13 protein-coding genes are annotated in these 15,817 nt (G+C 54.5%); 6 read left to right on the forward strand and 7 right to left on the reverse strand.

Features of this window, described 5'->3' with window-relative positions:
• Positions 1-242: 242 nt before the first annotated feature.
• Genes pgaA through pgaD form a run of 4 tightly spaced genes read left to right on the forward strand, consistent with a single transcriptional unit; the run spans position 243 to position 6,498 of the window.
• Entirely contained in the window at positions 243-2,708 is a 2,466-nt protein-coding gene (pgaA, locus tag ACUY4Q_RS10890) for a poly-beta-1,6 N-acetyl-D-glucosamine export porin PgaA (protein WP_458047029.1), read from the forward strand.
• 9 nt (positions 2,709-2,717) lie between these two features.
• Positions 2,718-4,733 (forward strand): poly-beta-1,6-N-acetyl-D-glucosamine N-deacetylase PgaB, encoded by a 2,016-nt coding sequence (gene pgaB, locus ACUY4Q_RS10895; protein WP_458047030.1) that lies wholly within the window; start codon positions 2,718-2,720, stop codon positions 4,731-4,733.
• The gene (gene pgaC / locus ACUY4Q_RS10900) at positions 4,730-6,064 is read left to right on the forward strand and encodes a poly-beta-1,6-N-acetyl-D-glucosamine synthase (RefSeq protein WP_458047031.1); all 1,335 of its coding nucleotides are present in this window, start codon (positions 4,730-4,732) and stop codon (positions 6,062-6,064) included. The genes pgaB and pgaC overlap by 4 nt, the downstream gene beginning before the upstream one ends.
• Positions 6,061-6,498 carry a poly-beta-1,6-N-acetyl-D-glucosamine biosynthesis protein PgaD gene (gene pgaD / locus ACUY4Q_RS10905; RefSeq protein WP_458047032.1) on the forward strand — a complete coding sequence of 146 codons (438 nt, stop codon included), beginning with the start codon at positions 6,061-6,063 and terminating at the stop codon, positions 6,496-6,498. The genes pgaC and pgaD overlap by 4 nt, the downstream gene beginning before the upstream one ends.
• 63 nt (positions 6,499-6,561) lie before the next feature.
• Here the strand turns inward: pgaD and ACUY4Q_RS10910 are convergent, their stop codons facing one another.
• From ACUY4Q_RS10910 to pth, 3 genes are all read right to left on the reverse strand, one after another.
• Positions 6,562-7,494: a nucleoside recognition domain-containing protein gene (locus ACUY4Q_RS10910; RefSeq protein WP_458047033.1), complete on the reverse strand. Its 933-nt coding sequence runs from the start codon at positions 7,492-7,494 to the stop codon at positions 6,562-6,564.
• Positions 7,495-7,781: 287 nt separating this feature from the next.
• The gene (gene ychF / locus ACUY4Q_RS10915; protein WP_458047034.1) at positions 7,782-8,876 is read right to left on the reverse strand and encodes a redox-regulated ATPase YchF; all 1,095 of its coding nucleotides are present in this window, start codon (positions 8,874-8,876) and stop codon (positions 7,782-7,784) included.
• A gap of 126 nt (positions 8,877-9,002) precedes the next feature.
• Complete coding sequence (pth, locus tag ACUY4Q_RS10920; protein ID WP_458047035.1) at positions 9,003-9,587, reverse strand: aminoacyl-tRNA hydrolase; 585 nt, start codon at positions 9,585-9,587, stop codon at positions 9,003-9,005.
• Positions 9,588-9,862: 275 nt separating this feature from the next.
• On the opposite strand from pth, the gene ychH reads away from it, so the two are divergent.
• On the forward strand, positions 9,863-10,138 hold the full coding sequence (gene ychH / locus ACUY4Q_RS10925) for a stress-induced protein YchH (RefSeq protein ID WP_458047036.1): 276 nt from the start codon (positions 9,863-9,865) through the stop codon (positions 10,136-10,138).
• A gap of 115 nt (positions 10,139-10,253) precedes the next feature.
• Positions 10,254-11,303, forward strand: a complete 1,050-nt coding sequence (locus ACUY4Q_RS10930; protein WP_458047037.1) for a MerR family transcriptional regulator — start codon at positions 10,254-10,256, stop codon at positions 11,301-11,303.
• On the opposite strand, the gene dauA is transcribed toward ACUY4Q_RS10930, so the two are convergent.
• The 4 genes from dauA to lolB form a co-directional block, all read right to left on the reverse strand.
• Positions 11,298-12,977: a C4-dicarboxylic acid transporter DauA gene (gene dauA / locus ACUY4Q_RS10935; protein ID WP_458047038.1), complete on the reverse strand. Its 1,680-nt coding sequence runs from the start codon at positions 12,975-12,977 to the stop codon at positions 11,298-11,300. The genes ACUY4Q_RS10930 and dauA overlap by 6 nt on opposite strands.
• 122 nt (positions 12,978-13,099) lie before the next feature.
• On the reverse strand, positions 13,100-14,047 hold the full coding sequence (gene prs / locus ACUY4Q_RS10940; protein ID WP_437890785.1) for a ribose-phosphate diphosphokinase: 948 nt from the start codon (positions 14,045-14,047) through the stop codon (positions 13,100-13,102).
• A gap of 140 nt (positions 14,048-14,187) precedes the next feature.
• Complete coding sequence (ispE, locus tag ACUY4Q_RS10945) at positions 14,188-15,042, reverse strand: 4-(cytidine 5'-diphospho)-2-C-methyl-D-erythritol kinase (protein ID WP_458047039.1); 855 nt, start codon at positions 15,040-15,042, stop codon at positions 14,188-14,190.
• Complete coding sequence (lolB, locus tag ACUY4Q_RS10950; protein WP_458047040.1) at positions 15,042-15,665, reverse strand: lipoprotein insertase outer membrane protein LolB; 624 nt, start codon at positions 15,663-15,665, stop codon at positions 15,042-15,044. Before lolB ends, ispE begins: the two co-directional genes overlap by 1 nt.
• Positions 15,666-15,817: the final 152 nt, after the last annotated feature.

A 15,817-nucleotide genomic window follows, 5' to 3' on the forward strand; every position in this document is an offset into this window, starting at 1 on the left:
ATTGGTAAAAGATAAACGCGGCTGCTAACGTTTTGAGCGGCGCGCTGGTGTTATTTGAAAATATGTAGTTCTTAACGGGATAATGATAAATACGAAAAAAGCATGACATTTTAAATTTACCCATGCTTTTTTGTTTCTTGTTTGGTTATTAAATTTCCGTCATAGTTTAGAGCCTATCCCATTAGGCTCTTAGTCATGAATAAATGAAAGGCTCACATTAAAACCGAGATAAAGGGATAGCTATGTTCAGAGTTTCCTGCTCCTCATGCGTTATTAAACCCTTGCGTTCAGGACGATATTTATTAATGGTGAGCATGTTATTCCCGACATGGGCACACGCCCAAACGTCTACCTACGACGAACTTATTATTCAGGCACGGGATGGCGACCGTCAGCCGTTATTGCAATACCTCGCCGTTCGGGAAAAACAGACACAGCTAACGGCAGGAGAGATTGCCGACTGGCTTCAGGTTTCCTCATGGGCCAGTAATGACGCTGAGACGCTGGCGGTATGGGATCGTTATCGCCAGCGTGTGGCCATCCCTGCCAGAGGGCAAGTTGCTGCCGCCCGCGCGCTGCGTAACCAAAAGCAGTGGAATGCCTCGCTGGCCGTCTGGGAAACCGTTCTGCAAGGTGAGCCCGGCAATAGCGACGCCCGCACCGGCTGGATAATGACGCTCGCAGATGCCCACCGCAATGAGCAGGCCATCACCGAAGCACGGCGCTGGGTAGACGAGGATCCGGGGCCCGAGAGAGAGGCACTGCTGGCTTATGTTTATCATGCTCAGGGGAAAAACTGGGATTCAGTACTGGCGGCCAGCCACCTCGATACCGATTCAGACCGCAATAAAAACGTGGTGCCCACGCTGTTGGCTGCCCTGTCGGCCAGTCGCATTGCCGGCCCCGCGCTGACCCTTTCAGAACGCTTCCCACAGCCTGATGCCATTGCGCGCCAACTTGAACTGGATGCGGCGGCGCAAAGCGTCCGCGCTGCGTTCACGCCTACCCGCAATGAAGATGAACGTTTTCTTGTGGCAGATAAAGCACTGGCTCGCTATGACGCGCTGATTGCCGCGTGGAAGCAACACCCCGAGGCGCAAGGGGATGTGCGGCGCGCCAGGATTGACCGACTGGGTGCGCTGGTCATCCGTAAACGCATGGATGAAGCGGTCGCCGAATTTGAGTCGCTTGAGGCGACCGGAACGCCTGTTCCTGACTATGCCAGAAGATGGGTCGCTTCGGCATATCTTGCGCAGAAGCAGCCGGACAAAGCCGAGTTCCTGCTTGAAAGCATCTATTTTCCGCGTGGCTCGACCCTGGCCTCAAAGCCGCTGACCATGGACGATCAACAGGAACTGCTGTATGCCCGTCTTGATAACAACCATTTCGACGAAGCAAAACAGCAACTGGATACATACAGTAAAGAGAGCCCTTATCTGCGCCAGGTCTATGGATCACCCACGCCGCAGCCCAATGACAACTGGCTGCTGGCCAGATCCTTACAAACCGAGTATCTGGTGGCCATCAATAATTTGCCTGCAGCAGAGACGCATGCGGAACGCCTGGCGCGTACAGGAGCGGGTAACCAGGCACTGCGTATTGCCTATGCGTCAGTGCTGCTGGCAAGGGGATTACCGCGTGCCGCAGAGCGCGAACTCAAGCTTGCCGAAGTGATAGAACCCAGCAACCTGACGCTGGAAAGGCAACAAGCATGGACGGCCATGGAGCTCCAGGAGTGGCAGCAGGCCGATGAACTGACGAAGGATGTGGTCGCCCGCAGCCCGGATGACGCCGCCACGTTGCAGCTTGAACGACTTATGGCCGTGCACAATAAGGCTGAACTGCGGATAGCCGGGTCACAGGGCATCTCATCCGACAGTCCGGTCAGTGGCAAACATGATTTCACCCTCAACGCCGCGCTTTACAGCCCGCCTGTTAACCAAAACTGGCGACTGTTTACCGGCTACAACTTTGCCCGTGGCGAGTTTGAGGAGGGGAAGGGGATAAGCCGGGATCTGCTGGCGGGTGCGGAATGGACGTCAAGGGGGAGCTGGGCCGAAATGGAGGTCTCCGGGCGCAACGATGACAGCGGTCAGAAAATCGGCGGACGCCTCTCTGGCTGGTACGATTTGAGCGACAACTGGCGGGTCGGGGGCTCGGCGGAGCGATTATCCCGTAACACCCCGCTGCGCGCCCTGCGCAATGGGGTGAACGCCAACGGCGGCGATCTGTGGTTGCGCGGTTATCAGAACGAACGACGCGAATATCAGCTTTCACTTTCCGGCGCCCGTTTCACCGACGGCAACAACAGGCTGGAGTACGGCATCAGCGGTAAAGAACGACTCTGGACGCTGCCACGTTTTACTCTGGATTTTATCCCAGGCATCAGCGGCAGCCATAACAGCAAAGAAAATGTGCCTTATTACAACCCCAAACGTGACGTTTCGGCGGTCGCAGCACTGCGCGCCGAACAGGTGCTGTACCGCCATTACGACACGGTCTGGAAACAGCAGTTTGAGGCGGGAGCGGGCGGCTACTGGCAAAAAGGGCACAGCGGTGGGGCCATCAATCAGTTTGGTTACGGGCAACGTATTCAATGGAATAACGTAGTGGATGCCGGGGTGAAACTCACCTGGGATAAGCGTCCTTACGACGGGAAGCGGGAGCGCAATATTGCCCTCGCATTTGATCTGAATGTCAGGTTTTAAGGGCGCTTCATGATGAAACGATGGCTTCTCGCCACGAGGATAATTGTCGGATGGATGATGATGAGCATGTGTGCATTGGCCGCGACGCCGCGTTATCTTCCCCCCGCCGAGCGGGCGCCGCTGTATGCGGACCAGCGCTGGCCCACAAACAGCTTTCTTGTGCTGGCCTGGCATGACGTGGAGGACGGCGCGGCCGATCAGCGCTATCTGTCCGTGCGCACCAGCGCCCTGAACGACCAGTTTGCCTGGTTGCAGGATAACGGCTACCACCCGATTAGCGTACAGCAGGTGCTGGATGCCCATGCCGGGAAACGCACCTTACCCGAAAAGGCGGTGCTGCTGACCTTTGATGATGGATACAGTAGCTTCTCGACGCGCGTACTGCCGCTGCTTCGGTTGTTCAAATGGCCCGCTCTGTGGGCGCCCGTTGGCAGTTGGGTGGATGCACCGGAACATTCGCTGGTGGATTTTGGCGGACTAAAGACGCCACGGGAAAAATTTGCCACCTGGAAAATGGTACGCGAGGCCAGCGAGTCGGGGTGGGTGGAAGTGGGTGCGCATACCTGGGCATCCCATTACGGCCATCAGGCCAATCCGCAAGGCAGTCAGGAACCAGCGGCCGCTAACCGTTTATACGATAAAACCAGCGGGCAGTACGAAACGGATGCCCAGTTTGAACAGCGCATGAAAGCCGACCTGTCGCGCATTTCGGGCAAAATCAAAGAGGTCACCGGGAAAGCGCCGCGAGCCTGGGTCTGGCCCTACGGCGCGGCGAGCGGCACGACCCTCAAGCTCGCGCATCAGCAGGGCTACCAGATGGCGTTCACCCTGAATCAGGGGCTGGCGAATGCCGCAAATCTGGAAGATATCCCCCGGGTGCTGATTTCTAACAACCCTTCGCTGCGTAGCTTCGCCAGCCAGATTGCTCAGGTCAGGGAACCTGAAACCATGCGGGTTATGCATATCGATCTCGACTATGTGTACGACAAAAACCCGGCCCAACAGCGCAAAAATATCGATCTGCTCATCCAGCGTGTTTTTGATATGCAGATAACCCATGTCTTTTTACAGGCCTATGCCGATCCAAAAGGGGACGGCAACGTCAACGCGCTCTATTTCCGCAGTCGCTGGCTACCCATGCGGGCGGATCTGTTTAACTTCGTTTCCTGGCAGTTGCAGACCCGTGCCGGGGTGAAGGTTTACGCCTGGATGCCGGTTCTGGCGTTTGGGTTAGACTCCTCGGTGCCTCGTGTGGCGGCGTGGTCGTCAGATAACGGACGCATTGCGCCAGATAACCGCCATTATTTGCGTCTTTCCCCCTGGAGTGCGGTTGCCCGGCAGAGAATCAACGATATCTACGAGGACCTGGCGCGCCATGCCAACTTCAACGGCATCCTGTTTCATGATGACGCCTTTTTGACCGACTTTGAGGATGCCTCCCCGGATGCGCTCAACGCCTATCGTGCAGCGGGCTTCCCGGACAACATTGCGCAGATTCGCGCCAACCCGCAGTTGCTGGCGCGCTGGACGCGCTTTAAAAGTCGCGCTCTGATTGATTTTACCCAACAGCTCACGCAAACCGTGCGTGCCGTGCGCGGCCCGCAGATCAAAACCGCCCGCAACATTTACGCCATGCCGGTACTGGACCCGCGGAGTGAAACCTGGTTTGCGCAGAATCTGAATGACTTTCTCGGCACCTACGACTGGACAGCCCCAATGGCGATGCCGCTGATGGAAAATGTCCCGGTCAACGATGCCGATGCCTGGCTCGACAGGCTCGTCGGGCAGGTAGGCCGTTTCCCTGGCGCACTGGATAAAACGGTTTTTGAACTTCAGGCACGCGACTGGCGTAAGGGGGCAGGGCAGGACGATATTAGCGGTGAAATGCTTAACGGGTGGATGCGGCAGCTCAAACTGAGCGGTGCCAGAAACTATGGCTACTACCCGGACGATTTCATCAACGATCAACCCCGGATGGCAGAGATCCGTTCTGCTTTTTCCTCCTACTGGTATCCGCAAAAATGACCGATCGCCTCATCGCCTTCCTGATCCTTTGCCTGATGTTTAGTTTTCCGCTCGGCGTGGCGGTGATTTTTACCGGTGAAGTGATCCTTGATTTCGTCTTTTTCTGGCCGCTGTTTATGTCGGCCCTCTGGATAAGCGGTGGGCTTTACTTCTGGTTTCACCGCGAGCGCCACTGGCCATGGGGGCCGGGCACACCGCCACCTGCACTGGCAGGTAATCCGCTGATTTCCATTCTTGTGCCGTGCTTTAACGAAGGGCTGAATGCACGTGAGACTATCGAAGCGGCGCTGGCGCAACGTTATGAAAATATTGAAGTGATTGCTATCAATGACGGTTCCAAAGACAACACCGCAGCCGTGCTGGACCAGTTAGCGAGTGAATATGCGCGACTGCGGGTGATTCATCTGGCGGAGAATCAGGGCAAAGCAGTAGCCCTGCAGGCGGGAGCTGCGGCGGCGCGCAGTGACTTTCTGGTGTGTATTGATGGCGATGCGCTGCTGGATAAGGATGCGGCGGTGTATATGGTCGCACCGCTGCTCAATCACCCTCGCGTGGGGGCGGTGACCGGTAATCCGCGTATCCGTACGCGTTCAACGCTGATTGGGCGAGTTCAGGTGGGGGAATTTTCATCCATCATCGGCCTCATCAAACGTACCCAGCGCGTCTATGGCCAGGTCTTTACCGTTTCTGGTGTCATTGCCGCTTTTCGCCGTCGCGCCCTGGCGGAGGTGGGGTACTGGAGCCCGGATATGATCACGGAAGATATTGATATCAGTTGGAAGTTGCAACTGCGCCACTGGTCGATTTTCTTCGAACCGCGTGCGCTGTGTTGGATTTTGATGCCCGAGACGCTGAAAGGGCTTTGGAAGCAGCGCCTTCGCTGGGCGCAAGGGGGCGCAGAGGTGTTTATTGTCAATATGCGTCGCTTGTGGAGCTGGGAGTACCGGCGCATGTGGCCTCTGTTTCTTGAGTTTTGTATGTCAACCGCATGGGCCTTTGCCTATGCCATCAGCATTCTGTTGTTTCTCATCGGGCTGCTTATTCCGATGCCCGATTCCTTATATGTTCAGCACCTTTTCCCACCGGCTTTTACTGGCCTGATGCTGGGCGTGGTCTGCCTGTTGCAGTTCTCGGTCAGTCTGTTTATTGAAAGACGCTATGAGAAAGGTATTGCGGCGTCTCTGTTCTGGGTTATCTGGTTTCCGGTGGTGTACTGGATGTTGAGCCTGTTCACTACGCTTGTGGCTTTCCCAAAAGTGATGCTGCGGCGCAAACGCAGCAGAGCGCGTTGGGTGAGTCCCGATCGCGGTATTGGGAGATTAAAACCATGATCCAACCTTTGATTTTTACTGAACAACGGCTGTTTCCACGTGCGCTGGATTCCCTGTTAACCCTCCTTGCCTGGCTGGGGTTTAGCTGGCTGATTTACAGCGGTCTGATTACTGCGATTGAACATGATCCTTTTATCGGGCCCCGGCCGTTCTACACCACGCTCAGTACGTTGGGGGTCTATTTGCTGGTGGCCTGTGCTATCAGTCTCACCCTTATCAGCTGGGCGAAATACAACCAGCTGCGTTTTCGCATTGAACGGCGTAAGCGTCGGCCTGAACTGGAAGGGCATGAGGTGGCGGCAAGTTTCAATATCACCCCCGAACTGGCGCTAATGATGAGTCAGGCCCAGGTCTTTACCCTTGCCCATTATGATACGGGGGCCATTGACCGCGTGTGGATGGCGAAAATCCTCGCTGACGTGCAGAGCGAGTAGCGAAAACCTGCCGGTAATTCTGGATGTTTACTGGCAGGTTTTTTTGGATTGCTGGTGGTTCGCTTAATAGAGGAGGGCATGAATAAGCGTGCGTAGTGCGATGCCGGTAATGACGCCGGGGATCACGTAGCGAAACAGCCTGACAAACCGGCTGGCAATGCCCAGGAAAATGCCGACACCTGGCAAATCAAAGGTCTGAATCAGAAAACCGGCGGAGGCATTTACCTGCTCAGGCGTGACCAGCCCTTTTCGCAATAATTCAGAGATTACCCCGAAATAAGCCGTACCGCCCGCGAGGAATTTAGTCAACGTCGGTAATACGTAAATCTCAGGAATGCTAAAAAAGGTTAATACGGGGGCTAACAGCGTGGTCAGCAGGGTGATAAACCCCGCTTCTTTGAGGATCCCGACAATCGTTAATGAGAGCAGCAGCATCGGCAGTGAACCCAGTGCAAGACGAATAGCATCCGCCCCCGCGCCGTTAATAATCGCGATAAGGCTGGCAGAGGATTTATCATTCAGCGATTCCGTCACCTCCTCACGCCTTACCGTCATCGATAATTTCTTGCCAAACAGATGGTAGGTGACTGCGGCTGCGATCAACCCGCCGACAATTGAAATACCAATGGCGCTACCCCAGTGCAACCCAAACGGGATCAACGGGTAAAAGACGTTGCCTTGCCCCATCGCAAAGAGCATGGCCAGCGCGGCGGCAAGTTGCCTGTCTGAGGTGCCGCGCTTTTCCATGATCGCCAGTGCGGCGATCGGCGCGGCAAAGCTGACGAAGTTAAGTTGGATCAGCGCAAAAATGGCCAGCCCGGAAATGCCAAAGGGCTTAAGCAGCGGGGTGGTGAGGCGCACGATGGCATCGACAACCCCCTTCGCTTCGAGGTATTTCATGACGATCAACATGATTATCATGACTGGGATGAGGGTATAAAGCGCGACATCAACCGATGTCTTTCCTGCTGACATAATGACATCAATAATATTCATTACGGGTCCTGATGAAGAAACATGAAGTGAAATCTACACCTCTGAGCATGCGGGTAGCGTCCATGTTGTGCTCTTAAATCCGATATGTCTAATAGGGGAAAATGATTCATGGCGCACGGGGAGTGGTATGAGCCTCCCTGGAGGCTGCGATTCCGTTCTCGATAATAGACACGCCACGTGCAAGTACCGGGATGATGGTTATGTTGCAATAAAAAATCCACGCCAGGGCGTGGATTTTTAAAAGACTTACCGGGCTGCGGGCTAAAAAATGAAGCCGCAGCAAACGATCAGACGTTGAACAGGAAGTTCATGACATCGCCATCTTTAACGATGTACTCTTTACCTTCTGCACGCATTTTTCCGGCTTCTTTCGCCCCTTGCTCACCCTTGTAGGTGATGAAGTCTTCATAGGCGATGGTTTGCGCACGGATAAAGCCTTTCTCGAAGTCGGTGTGGATTTTACCTGCGGCCTGCGGTGCTGTTGCGCCTACCGGGATGGTCCAGGCACGGACTTCTTTCACGCCAGCGGTGAAGTAAGTCTGCAGGTTTAACAGCTCGTAACCGGCGCGAATCACGCGGTTCAGGCCCGGCTCTTCGATGCCCAGCTCCGCCATGAACTCTTCACGGTCAGCATCGTCCAGTTCGGCGATATCAGATTCAACGGCAGCGCAGACGGCAACGACAACAGAACCTTCAGCTGCAGCGATCTCACGCACTTTATCGAGGTACGGGTTGTTTTCAAAACCGTCCTCATTAACGTTGGCAATGTACATGGTCGGCTTGAGGGTCAGGAAGCTCAGGTATTTGATAGCCGCTTTATCTTCTTCGGTCAGGTTTTTCAGCGCACGCAGCATGCCTGCGTTTTCCAGCTGCGGCAGGCATTTTTCAAGTGCCGCTTGTTCCGCTTTCGCGTCTTTATCGCCGCCTTTGGCTTTTTTCTGTACGCGGTGCAGGGCGCGCTCGCAGGTGTCGAGGTCCGACAGGGCCAGTTCGGTATTGATGACTTCGATGTCGTCAGCCGGGTCAACTTTGTTGTTCACATGGATGATGTTGTCATTTTCGAAACAACGCACAACATGACCAATCGCTTCGGTTTCACGAATGTTAGTCAGAAACTGGTTACCCAGACCTTCACCTTTAGACGCGCCTTTGACCAGACCGGCGATATCAACGAATTCCATGGTGGTAGGCAGAATACGCTGCGGTTTAACGATTTCAGCGAGCTTGTCGAGACGCGGATCGGGCATGGGTACAACACCGGTGTTCGGCTCAATAGTACAGAACGGGAAGTTAGCCGCTTCAATACCGGCTTTGGTGAGCGCATTGAACAGGGTGGATTTACCTACGTTGGGCAGGCCAACGATGCCGCATTTGAATCCCATGATGTGATTACCTTAAGTTCTGAATAATCAACCTGTTATAGAGAACAGGTTGCATAAAAATGGATAACTTTGCCTATTATACACGTAACCGCTGTATCGCGGGGCAAAAATGCCACCTGGTGAGGGTTATTGCGCCTTAAAGGCATGCAGGCGGTTGGTGGCTTTTGTCAGGCCGTCTTTCAGCCATAACTCGGTACAGCGCGCCGCTTCGTCTACGGCGTCGTCGATGAGCTTCTGCTCTGATACCGGCGGCTTGCCAAGCACGAAACCGACAACTTTGTTTTTATCGCCCGGATGACCAATTCCTATGCGCAAACGGTGGAAATTGGGGTTATTGCCTAACTTGCTGATGATGTCTTTTAAACCGTTGTGGCCGCCGTGCCCGCCGCCTAACTTAAACTTCGCCACGCCAGGGGGGAGGTCAAGCTCATCGTGGGCGACCAGGATTTCATCCGGATTAATACGATAAAAGGTTGCCATGGCCGCAACGGCTTTGCCACTGAGGTTCATAAACGTGGTGGGGACCAGCAGTCGAACATCTTCGCCCGCTATATTGATCCGCGAAGCGTATCCAAAAAATTTCGCCTCTTCGCGTAGCGGCGCACGGAAACGTTCTGCCAGTAAATCCACATACCAGGCACCCGCATTATGGCGCGTGGCGGCATATTCCGCCCCCGGGTTTGCCAGCCCGACAATCAGTTTAATCGTCACTTTTTATTCCTGACCAGGTCAATAACTGGCGCATAGTTTACGTGGTGCGTCGCCTGAAAACAAAGTTCTCAAGGCGAAACGGGGGAAGAGATAATAGTTGCCCCGTTGAACCATTAGAATTTCATGTAGTTCATAGGCTTATTTGTAAACTTATGTTGCCTCAATATGAGTAAATGTGATCCTAACCGCAATCAGGAACCGTCCTCGTGACTATACTTTACCCAATATTTGAGTGGGGTTATTCCCGTTCAACCCATCGTTCCGGAGGTGACACTATGAAACGCAAAAACGCTTCGTTACTCGGTAATGTTCTGATGGTGCTGGGGCTTGTGGTGATGGTTGTCGGCGTGGGCTACTCCATATTAAACCAGCTTCCCCAACTTAACCTGCCGCAATATTTCGCGCACGGTGCCATATTGAGCATCTTCGTGGGGGCGGTACTCTGGCTTGCAGGTGCGCGCGTTAGCGGTCACGAACAGGTCTGCGACAAGTACTGGTGGGTACGCCACTATGACAAACGCTGTCGCCGTGACGGACACGGGCACCAGTAATAGCGATAAAAGCAAAAAGCGGTTTCCAGTGGAAACCGTTTTTTTTGGCTTTTTTGTTGACCCTTACGTAACGTTAGGCCTGAGAGTCTGTTTACGGGGAAGATAAGGGGTCGTTATGTTAATTCAGGCTGGTGTGTTAGCGCGACGCGCAGGCATTACCGTTCGCACGCTCCATCACTATGAATCGATCGGACTGCTTATCCCTTCCGCCCGAAGTGCTGCCGGGTATCGCTTATATAATCTCGCTGATGTGAAACGCCTGCATATGATTCAGGTGCTGACGAAAGCGGGAATGGCGCTGGCAGCTATCACGGAACACCTGGCACGTGAGACGCGCTCGCTGGATACCCTGCTTACTGAGCAAATCACATTGTTAGACAAGCAAATGCGCAATATTCAGACGTTGCGTGACCAGCTACTGACATTGCGAAACGGGTTGTCCTGCGGTGCTGAACCGGACCTGGAATCCTGGTTACAGACGCTGGAGTTAATGAAAATGTACGATCGCTGGTTTAGCAAAGAGGAATTACAGGCACTGCCGTTTGCCGCAGACGACCAGGCACGTAGCAACGCCTGGCTGGAGATGGTCGAAAACGTTCGCCATCTCATGCAGATTAATTGCCCGGTGGATGACCCACAGGCCATGGCATTCGCGACGCGCTGGATGACGCGCCTTGAAGAGGATACCGCAGGCAGGCCGGATTTCCTCACTCGGCTTAATGAAATGCATGTGCTGGAGCCGCAAATGCGCGAACAAACGGGCATTGATGAACAGATAATTGACTACATCACGCGCAGTTTTGCGGAGAGTAAACTGGCTATCTGGCAACGGTATTTGTCACCGGAGGAGATGGCTTTTACCCGCGCACACTATTTTGATCGGCTAATGGAATGGCCGCCGCTGGTGGCCCGTTTACATAAAGCGACGGCTGCGGCTCTGGATCCGAATTCCGACGAGGCACAAGCGCTGGCTGAAAACTGGCTGACGTTGTTTCAATCCTATGCCGGCACTTCACCGCATACCCAGCAGAAGTTTCGCCTCGCCATGCAGGAGGAGCCGCATCTGATGAAAGGCACCTGGATGACGCCTGAGGTGTTGGGGTGGTTGCAGGGGGCGATAGAAGTGATGATGCGGAAGTTATATTCCGCACCCTCAGGATCATAAGTCAGCTAAAGCCGCGTCACGGTTTGGCCAGAAGGATAAGCGCCCAGGGATGGGCTGAATACCGGCCCGTGCCATGGTGCGCAGGGGCTGAAACTCCAGGTTGCTGACACGCAGTTCGGTGCCTTCCGGCAGACGCTTCACGAAACGCTGGAAGGCATCAAGCCCACCCGCATCCAGTACCGGAACCGCATCCCACTTCAACACCACCACCCGTTTGCCTTCGAGCCGTGACTCCAGTTCGCTAAACAGACCGTCGGCAGCGGCGAAGAAAAGCGGGCCTATCACGCGCAGCACCAGAACATCGGACGCAACGTCAACATTGACCGGGGCGAGGCGGGTCATGCGTGCAATACGGCGCATAAACAGCAGAGACGCGAGAACAATGCCCACGCTGATGGCGATAACCATATCGAACAATACCGTCAGCGACATACAGATTAACATCACGATGATGTCGTCTTTCGGACCACGCCGCAGCAGATTCACTACCTTATGCGCTTCGCTCATGTTCCACGCGACCATCAGCAGCAGAGCCGCCATGGCTGACAATGGCAACCATGAGAGCAGGGGGGCGAGAACCAGTAAAGCCAGGATCACCAGCAGCGAGTGAATAATGGCCGAAACGGGTGAGGTTGCCCCGGCGCGCACGTTGGCCGCTGAACGGGCGATGGCTGCCGTGGCCGTAATGCCGCCAAAGAACGGGGCGACGATATTTCCCAATCCCTGACCAATCAACTCACTGTTCGCTTTGTGACGCGTACTGGTCATGCCATCAAGCACCACTGCGCAAAGCAGCGATTCAATGGCCCCTAACATTGCCATCGAAAAGGCGGCAGGGAGGAGTGCCTGTAAAGATGCCCAGCTCAGCGTGAAGCGGGAGTCAGGTAAGTTCCACGGCAAAACCAACTGAGGTAACAGCTGTGGAATGCCATTTCCCTGGCTGCCATCGGCGAGCACGTAGTGGAACTGCGAGCCAATGGTCGCAACATGGCCACCCATGAGATTCACGATCCCCATGATGGCGCACCCCGCCAGTAGCGCAGGCAGATGGCCGGGCAGGCGAATACGCAGGCGTGGCCACAGAATCAATGTGCCTAAGGTGACGATACCAATCGCAGCATCACCGGGGTTCAGAGTCGGCAACGCCATGCCCAGCGCCCCGATTTTTTGCAGATAGTGCTCGGGCATATGTGCGACCTGCAGGCCGAGGAAATCTTTAATCTGCATGGTTCCGATAGTAATACCGATACCGGAGGTGAACCCGAGTGTCACTGAAAGGGGGATGTACTCAATCAGCCGCCCAAAGCGGGCAAGACCAAAAAGAATCAGAAACACGCCTGACATCAAGGTCGCGACCAGCAAACCACCCAGACCAAACTGTTGTGAAACCGGATAAAGAATGACGACAAAGGCAGCGGTAGGACCTGAAACGCTGTAGCGCGAACCACCGGACAACGCGATAACCAACCCGGCGATCGCGGCAGTATAGAGCCCATATTGGGGTGCCACGCCGCTGCCAATCGCCAGCGCCATCGCAAGGGGGATCGCAATAATGCCGACGGTTATGCCGGCAATCAGGTCGCGGGTGAAACGGGCGAGGCTGTATTTCTCTTTCCAGCAGGCTTCAATCAGCGCGCTGAAGGGCATAACGTGGGAGGAAAAGAGTTTATTCATCGTGATGTTCTTCCCTGCGTAAACATCAGTTATACAAAACAGACACCGGCTTTTAATAAATCATACAAATAAATGACAACAATAAAAAAACCCGCCGCAGCGGGTTTCTGTGCCGATTTCTATCAATGTTCGAACATTGCAGAAATGGATTCTTCGTTGCTGATGCGACGAATCGCTTCGGCCAGCATGCCAGACAGCGTCAGCGTGCGGACTTTCTCCAGCGCTTTGATTTCAGGCGTCAGCGGAATGGTATCGCAGACGATGAACTCATCGATCACGGAATTTTTGATGTTCTGAATCGCGTTGCCAGAGAAGATCGGGTGAGTCGCGTATGCAAATACACGTTTTGCACCACGTTCTTTCAGTGCTTCGGCTGCTTTACACAGCGTGCCACCGGTATCAATCATGTCATCGACCATGACGCAGTCACGATCGGCGACGTCACCGATGATGTGCATCACCTGGGAAACGTTCGCGCGCGGACGGCGCTTGTCGATGATAGCCATGTCGGTATCGTTCAGCAGTTTGGCAATCGCACGAGCGCGAACCACGCCACCGATATCGGGAGAGACCACGATAGGATTATCAAGGTTTTTCTGCAGCATATCTTCGAGCAGGATTGGGCTGCCGAAAACGTTGTCTACCGGTACATCAAAGAAGCCCTGAATCTGTTCAGCATGCAGGTCAACGGTGAGGACGCGGTCAACGCCAACGCTGGAAAGGAAGTCAGCCACAACTTTTGCCGTGATAGGCACACGTGCAGAACGCACACGGCGATCCTGACGAGCGTAACCAAAATAAGGAATAACAGCGGTGATACGGCCTGCGGAAGCACGGCGCAGCGCATCAACCATAACAACCAATTCCATCAGGTTATCGTTAGTTGGAGCACAAGTGGACTGGATGATGAAAATATCACCACCGCGTACATTTTCGTTGATTTGTACGCTGACTTCGCCGTCGCTAAAGCGACCTACGGCGGCGTCGCCGAGAGAAGTGTACAGGCGGTTGGCAATACGTTGTGCTAGTTCCGGGGTGGCGTTACCAGCAAAAAGCTTCATATCAGGCACGAGAAGAACCTCAGGCATGCGTCCATTGGTGAATAGAATATGCCAAAAACTGTGCGGGCCAGGCAACATTCTATTCAGGCGGTGTATTAAAGAGCGCGATGCAACGTCTGGAACAAGGTGACGTTGTCACCGAAACTCAGCTACCCGGCAAGCTTCCTGGAAAGCGGCGAGAGATTGACGCCCTGCGCCACAAAACCATGTAAACCAGCCGGGACTTGCTCTAGCACCTGACGTGCGGCGAGCTCTGTATCAAATTCAGCAAAAACACAGGCTCCCGTGCCAGTCAGGCGCGACGGCGCGTATTCTAGCAGCCAGAGGAGCGCCGCATCAACCTCACGAAAACGTTTTCTTGCGATAACCTCGCAATCGTTGCTGAATTCACAATTTAGCAACGTTTCGATTGACCGCACGGGCGTCTCTCTTGGTAACTCCGGATCGTTAAAAATTTCCGGCGTGGAGATATGCACGCCGGGGTGGAGCACCAGGTACCATTTTTCCGCCGGCGCAACCGGTACAAGCCGCTCGCCAATCCCTTCCGCGAACGCCGCGCGACCACGCACGAATACCGGAACGTCTGCACCCAGCTGCAATCCCAGCTGGGCCAGTTCATCCTCACTGAACCTGCACTGCCAGAGGTGGTTGAGCGCCACAAGCGTTGTCGCGGCGTTTGAGGAACCGCCTCCCAGCCCACCGCCCATCGGCAGACGCTTGTCGATGCCAATATCCGCACCACTGCCCGCAGGCAAGCGCCCGCTCTCCTGCGCGGCCTTCATCAACAAACGTGCGGCACGGACAATCAGGTTTTCTTCGTCCGCTACCCCGTTGATGGGGGTGAGCAGGCGAAGAATACCGTCGGTGCGGGGTTCAATGTGCAGCGTGTCGCCGTAATCGAGAAACTGGAACAGCGTTTGCAGATTGTGGTAACCGTCAGGACGCCTGCCGGTGATATACAAAAACAGATTGAGTTTTGCCGGGGAAGGCCACTGGGTCATCATTATTTGGCGATCCAGTTGTCCATTTTCAGCTTGATGCGTTGGCCGCCATCGCTCAGCTCAAGATTGGACGGCAGAGCCGGTTGGGTCTTGGTATCATAACCGTTGTAAACGACTTTCCAGTTTTTGCCGTTCTGGCTGTAATTGATTTCACTCAAACGGAACTGGTCATCCAGTTTGTAATCCGTGGCATCACCCGGCAGGCCCACTATCCACTGACGCAGACTGTTGAGCGGAATAGGCATTCCGGTCAATTTGCCAATCATCTCTTCGGCATCATCAGCTTTATAGTGCTGGCCTTTGTTGTCCACCAGTTCAACCGCACCCGGTGCAGCATTCAGTTCAAGCTCAGTGCTGCCTAGTGGGTTAGTCAGCAGCAAGCGGTAACGATCCTGACCGGTTTGCTGCCAGAAGAAGCGGGCATACACTTTTTGCTGATCGGAGATGAACGCAAAGGCACCCCGCGTCTGGAACTGGTTAAGTGCACGCACCTCTTGTTGGTGCTGGCGCCACTGCGGCGCATCTGGACTTTGTCCTGGTCCCTTAGGCGCGTTGAGCGTACAGGCGCTGAGTACGAGGCTTGCCAACGGTAGCAGGCGAATAAGACGGGAAGTCGGCAAAGTCATAATGGGGGCAAGTCCTTGAGATTCGTTACAGTTAATAGACTTAATGCTAGCGCCGGGCGCGCAGAGCGTCTACGTTCACGTTGTCTTAAATCATTAAATTACCAATTACTCCAAAAGGGGGCGCTCTCTTTTATTGCCCTCACGCATCCTGT

The sequence above is a fragment of the Phytobacter cepae genome (assembly GCF_054165735.1).

Bases quoted from the DNA above. Each gene is read 5' to 3' on its own strand.
- pgaA (WP_458047029.1), top strand. From the start codon at position 243: ATGTTCAGAGTTTCCTGCTCCTCATGCGTTATTAAACCCTTGCGTTCA.
- pgaB (WP_458047030.1), top strand. From the start codon at position 2,718: ATGATGAAACGATGGCTTCTCGCCACGAGGATAATTGTCGGATGGATG.
- pgaC (WP_458047031.1), top strand. From the start codon at position 4,730: ATGACCGATCGCCTCATCGCCTTCCTGATCCTTTGCCTGATGTTTAGT.
- pgaD (WP_458047032.1), top strand. From the start codon at position 6,061: ATGATCCAACCTTTGATTTTTACTGAACAACGGCTGTTTCCACGTGCG.
- ACUY4Q_RS10910 (WP_458047033.1), bottom strand. From the start codon at position 7,494: ATGAATATTATTGATGTCATTATGTCAGCAGGAAAGACATCGGTTGAT.
- ychF (WP_458047034.1), bottom strand. From the start codon at position 8,876: ATGGGATTCAAATGCGGCATCGTTGGCCTGCCCAACGTAGGTAAATCC.
- ychH (WP_458047036.1), top strand. From the start codon at position 9,863: ATGAAACGCAAAAACGCTTCGTTACTCGGTAATGTTCTGATGGTGCTG.
- ACUY4Q_RS10930 (WP_458047037.1), top strand. From the start codon at position 10,254: ATGTTAATTCAGGCTGGTGTGTTAGCGCGACGCGCAGGCATTACCGTT.
- dauA (WP_458047038.1), bottom strand. From the start codon at position 12,977: ATGAATAAACTCTTTTCCTCCCACGTTATGCCCTTCAGCGCGCTGATT.
- ispE (WP_458047039.1), bottom strand. From the start codon at position 15,042: ATGATGACCCAGTGGCCTTCCCCGGCAAAACTCAATCTGTTTTTGTAT.
- lolB (WP_458047040.1), bottom strand. From the start codon at position 15,665: ATGACTTTGCCGACTTCCCGTCTTATTCGCCTGCTACCGTTGGCAAGC.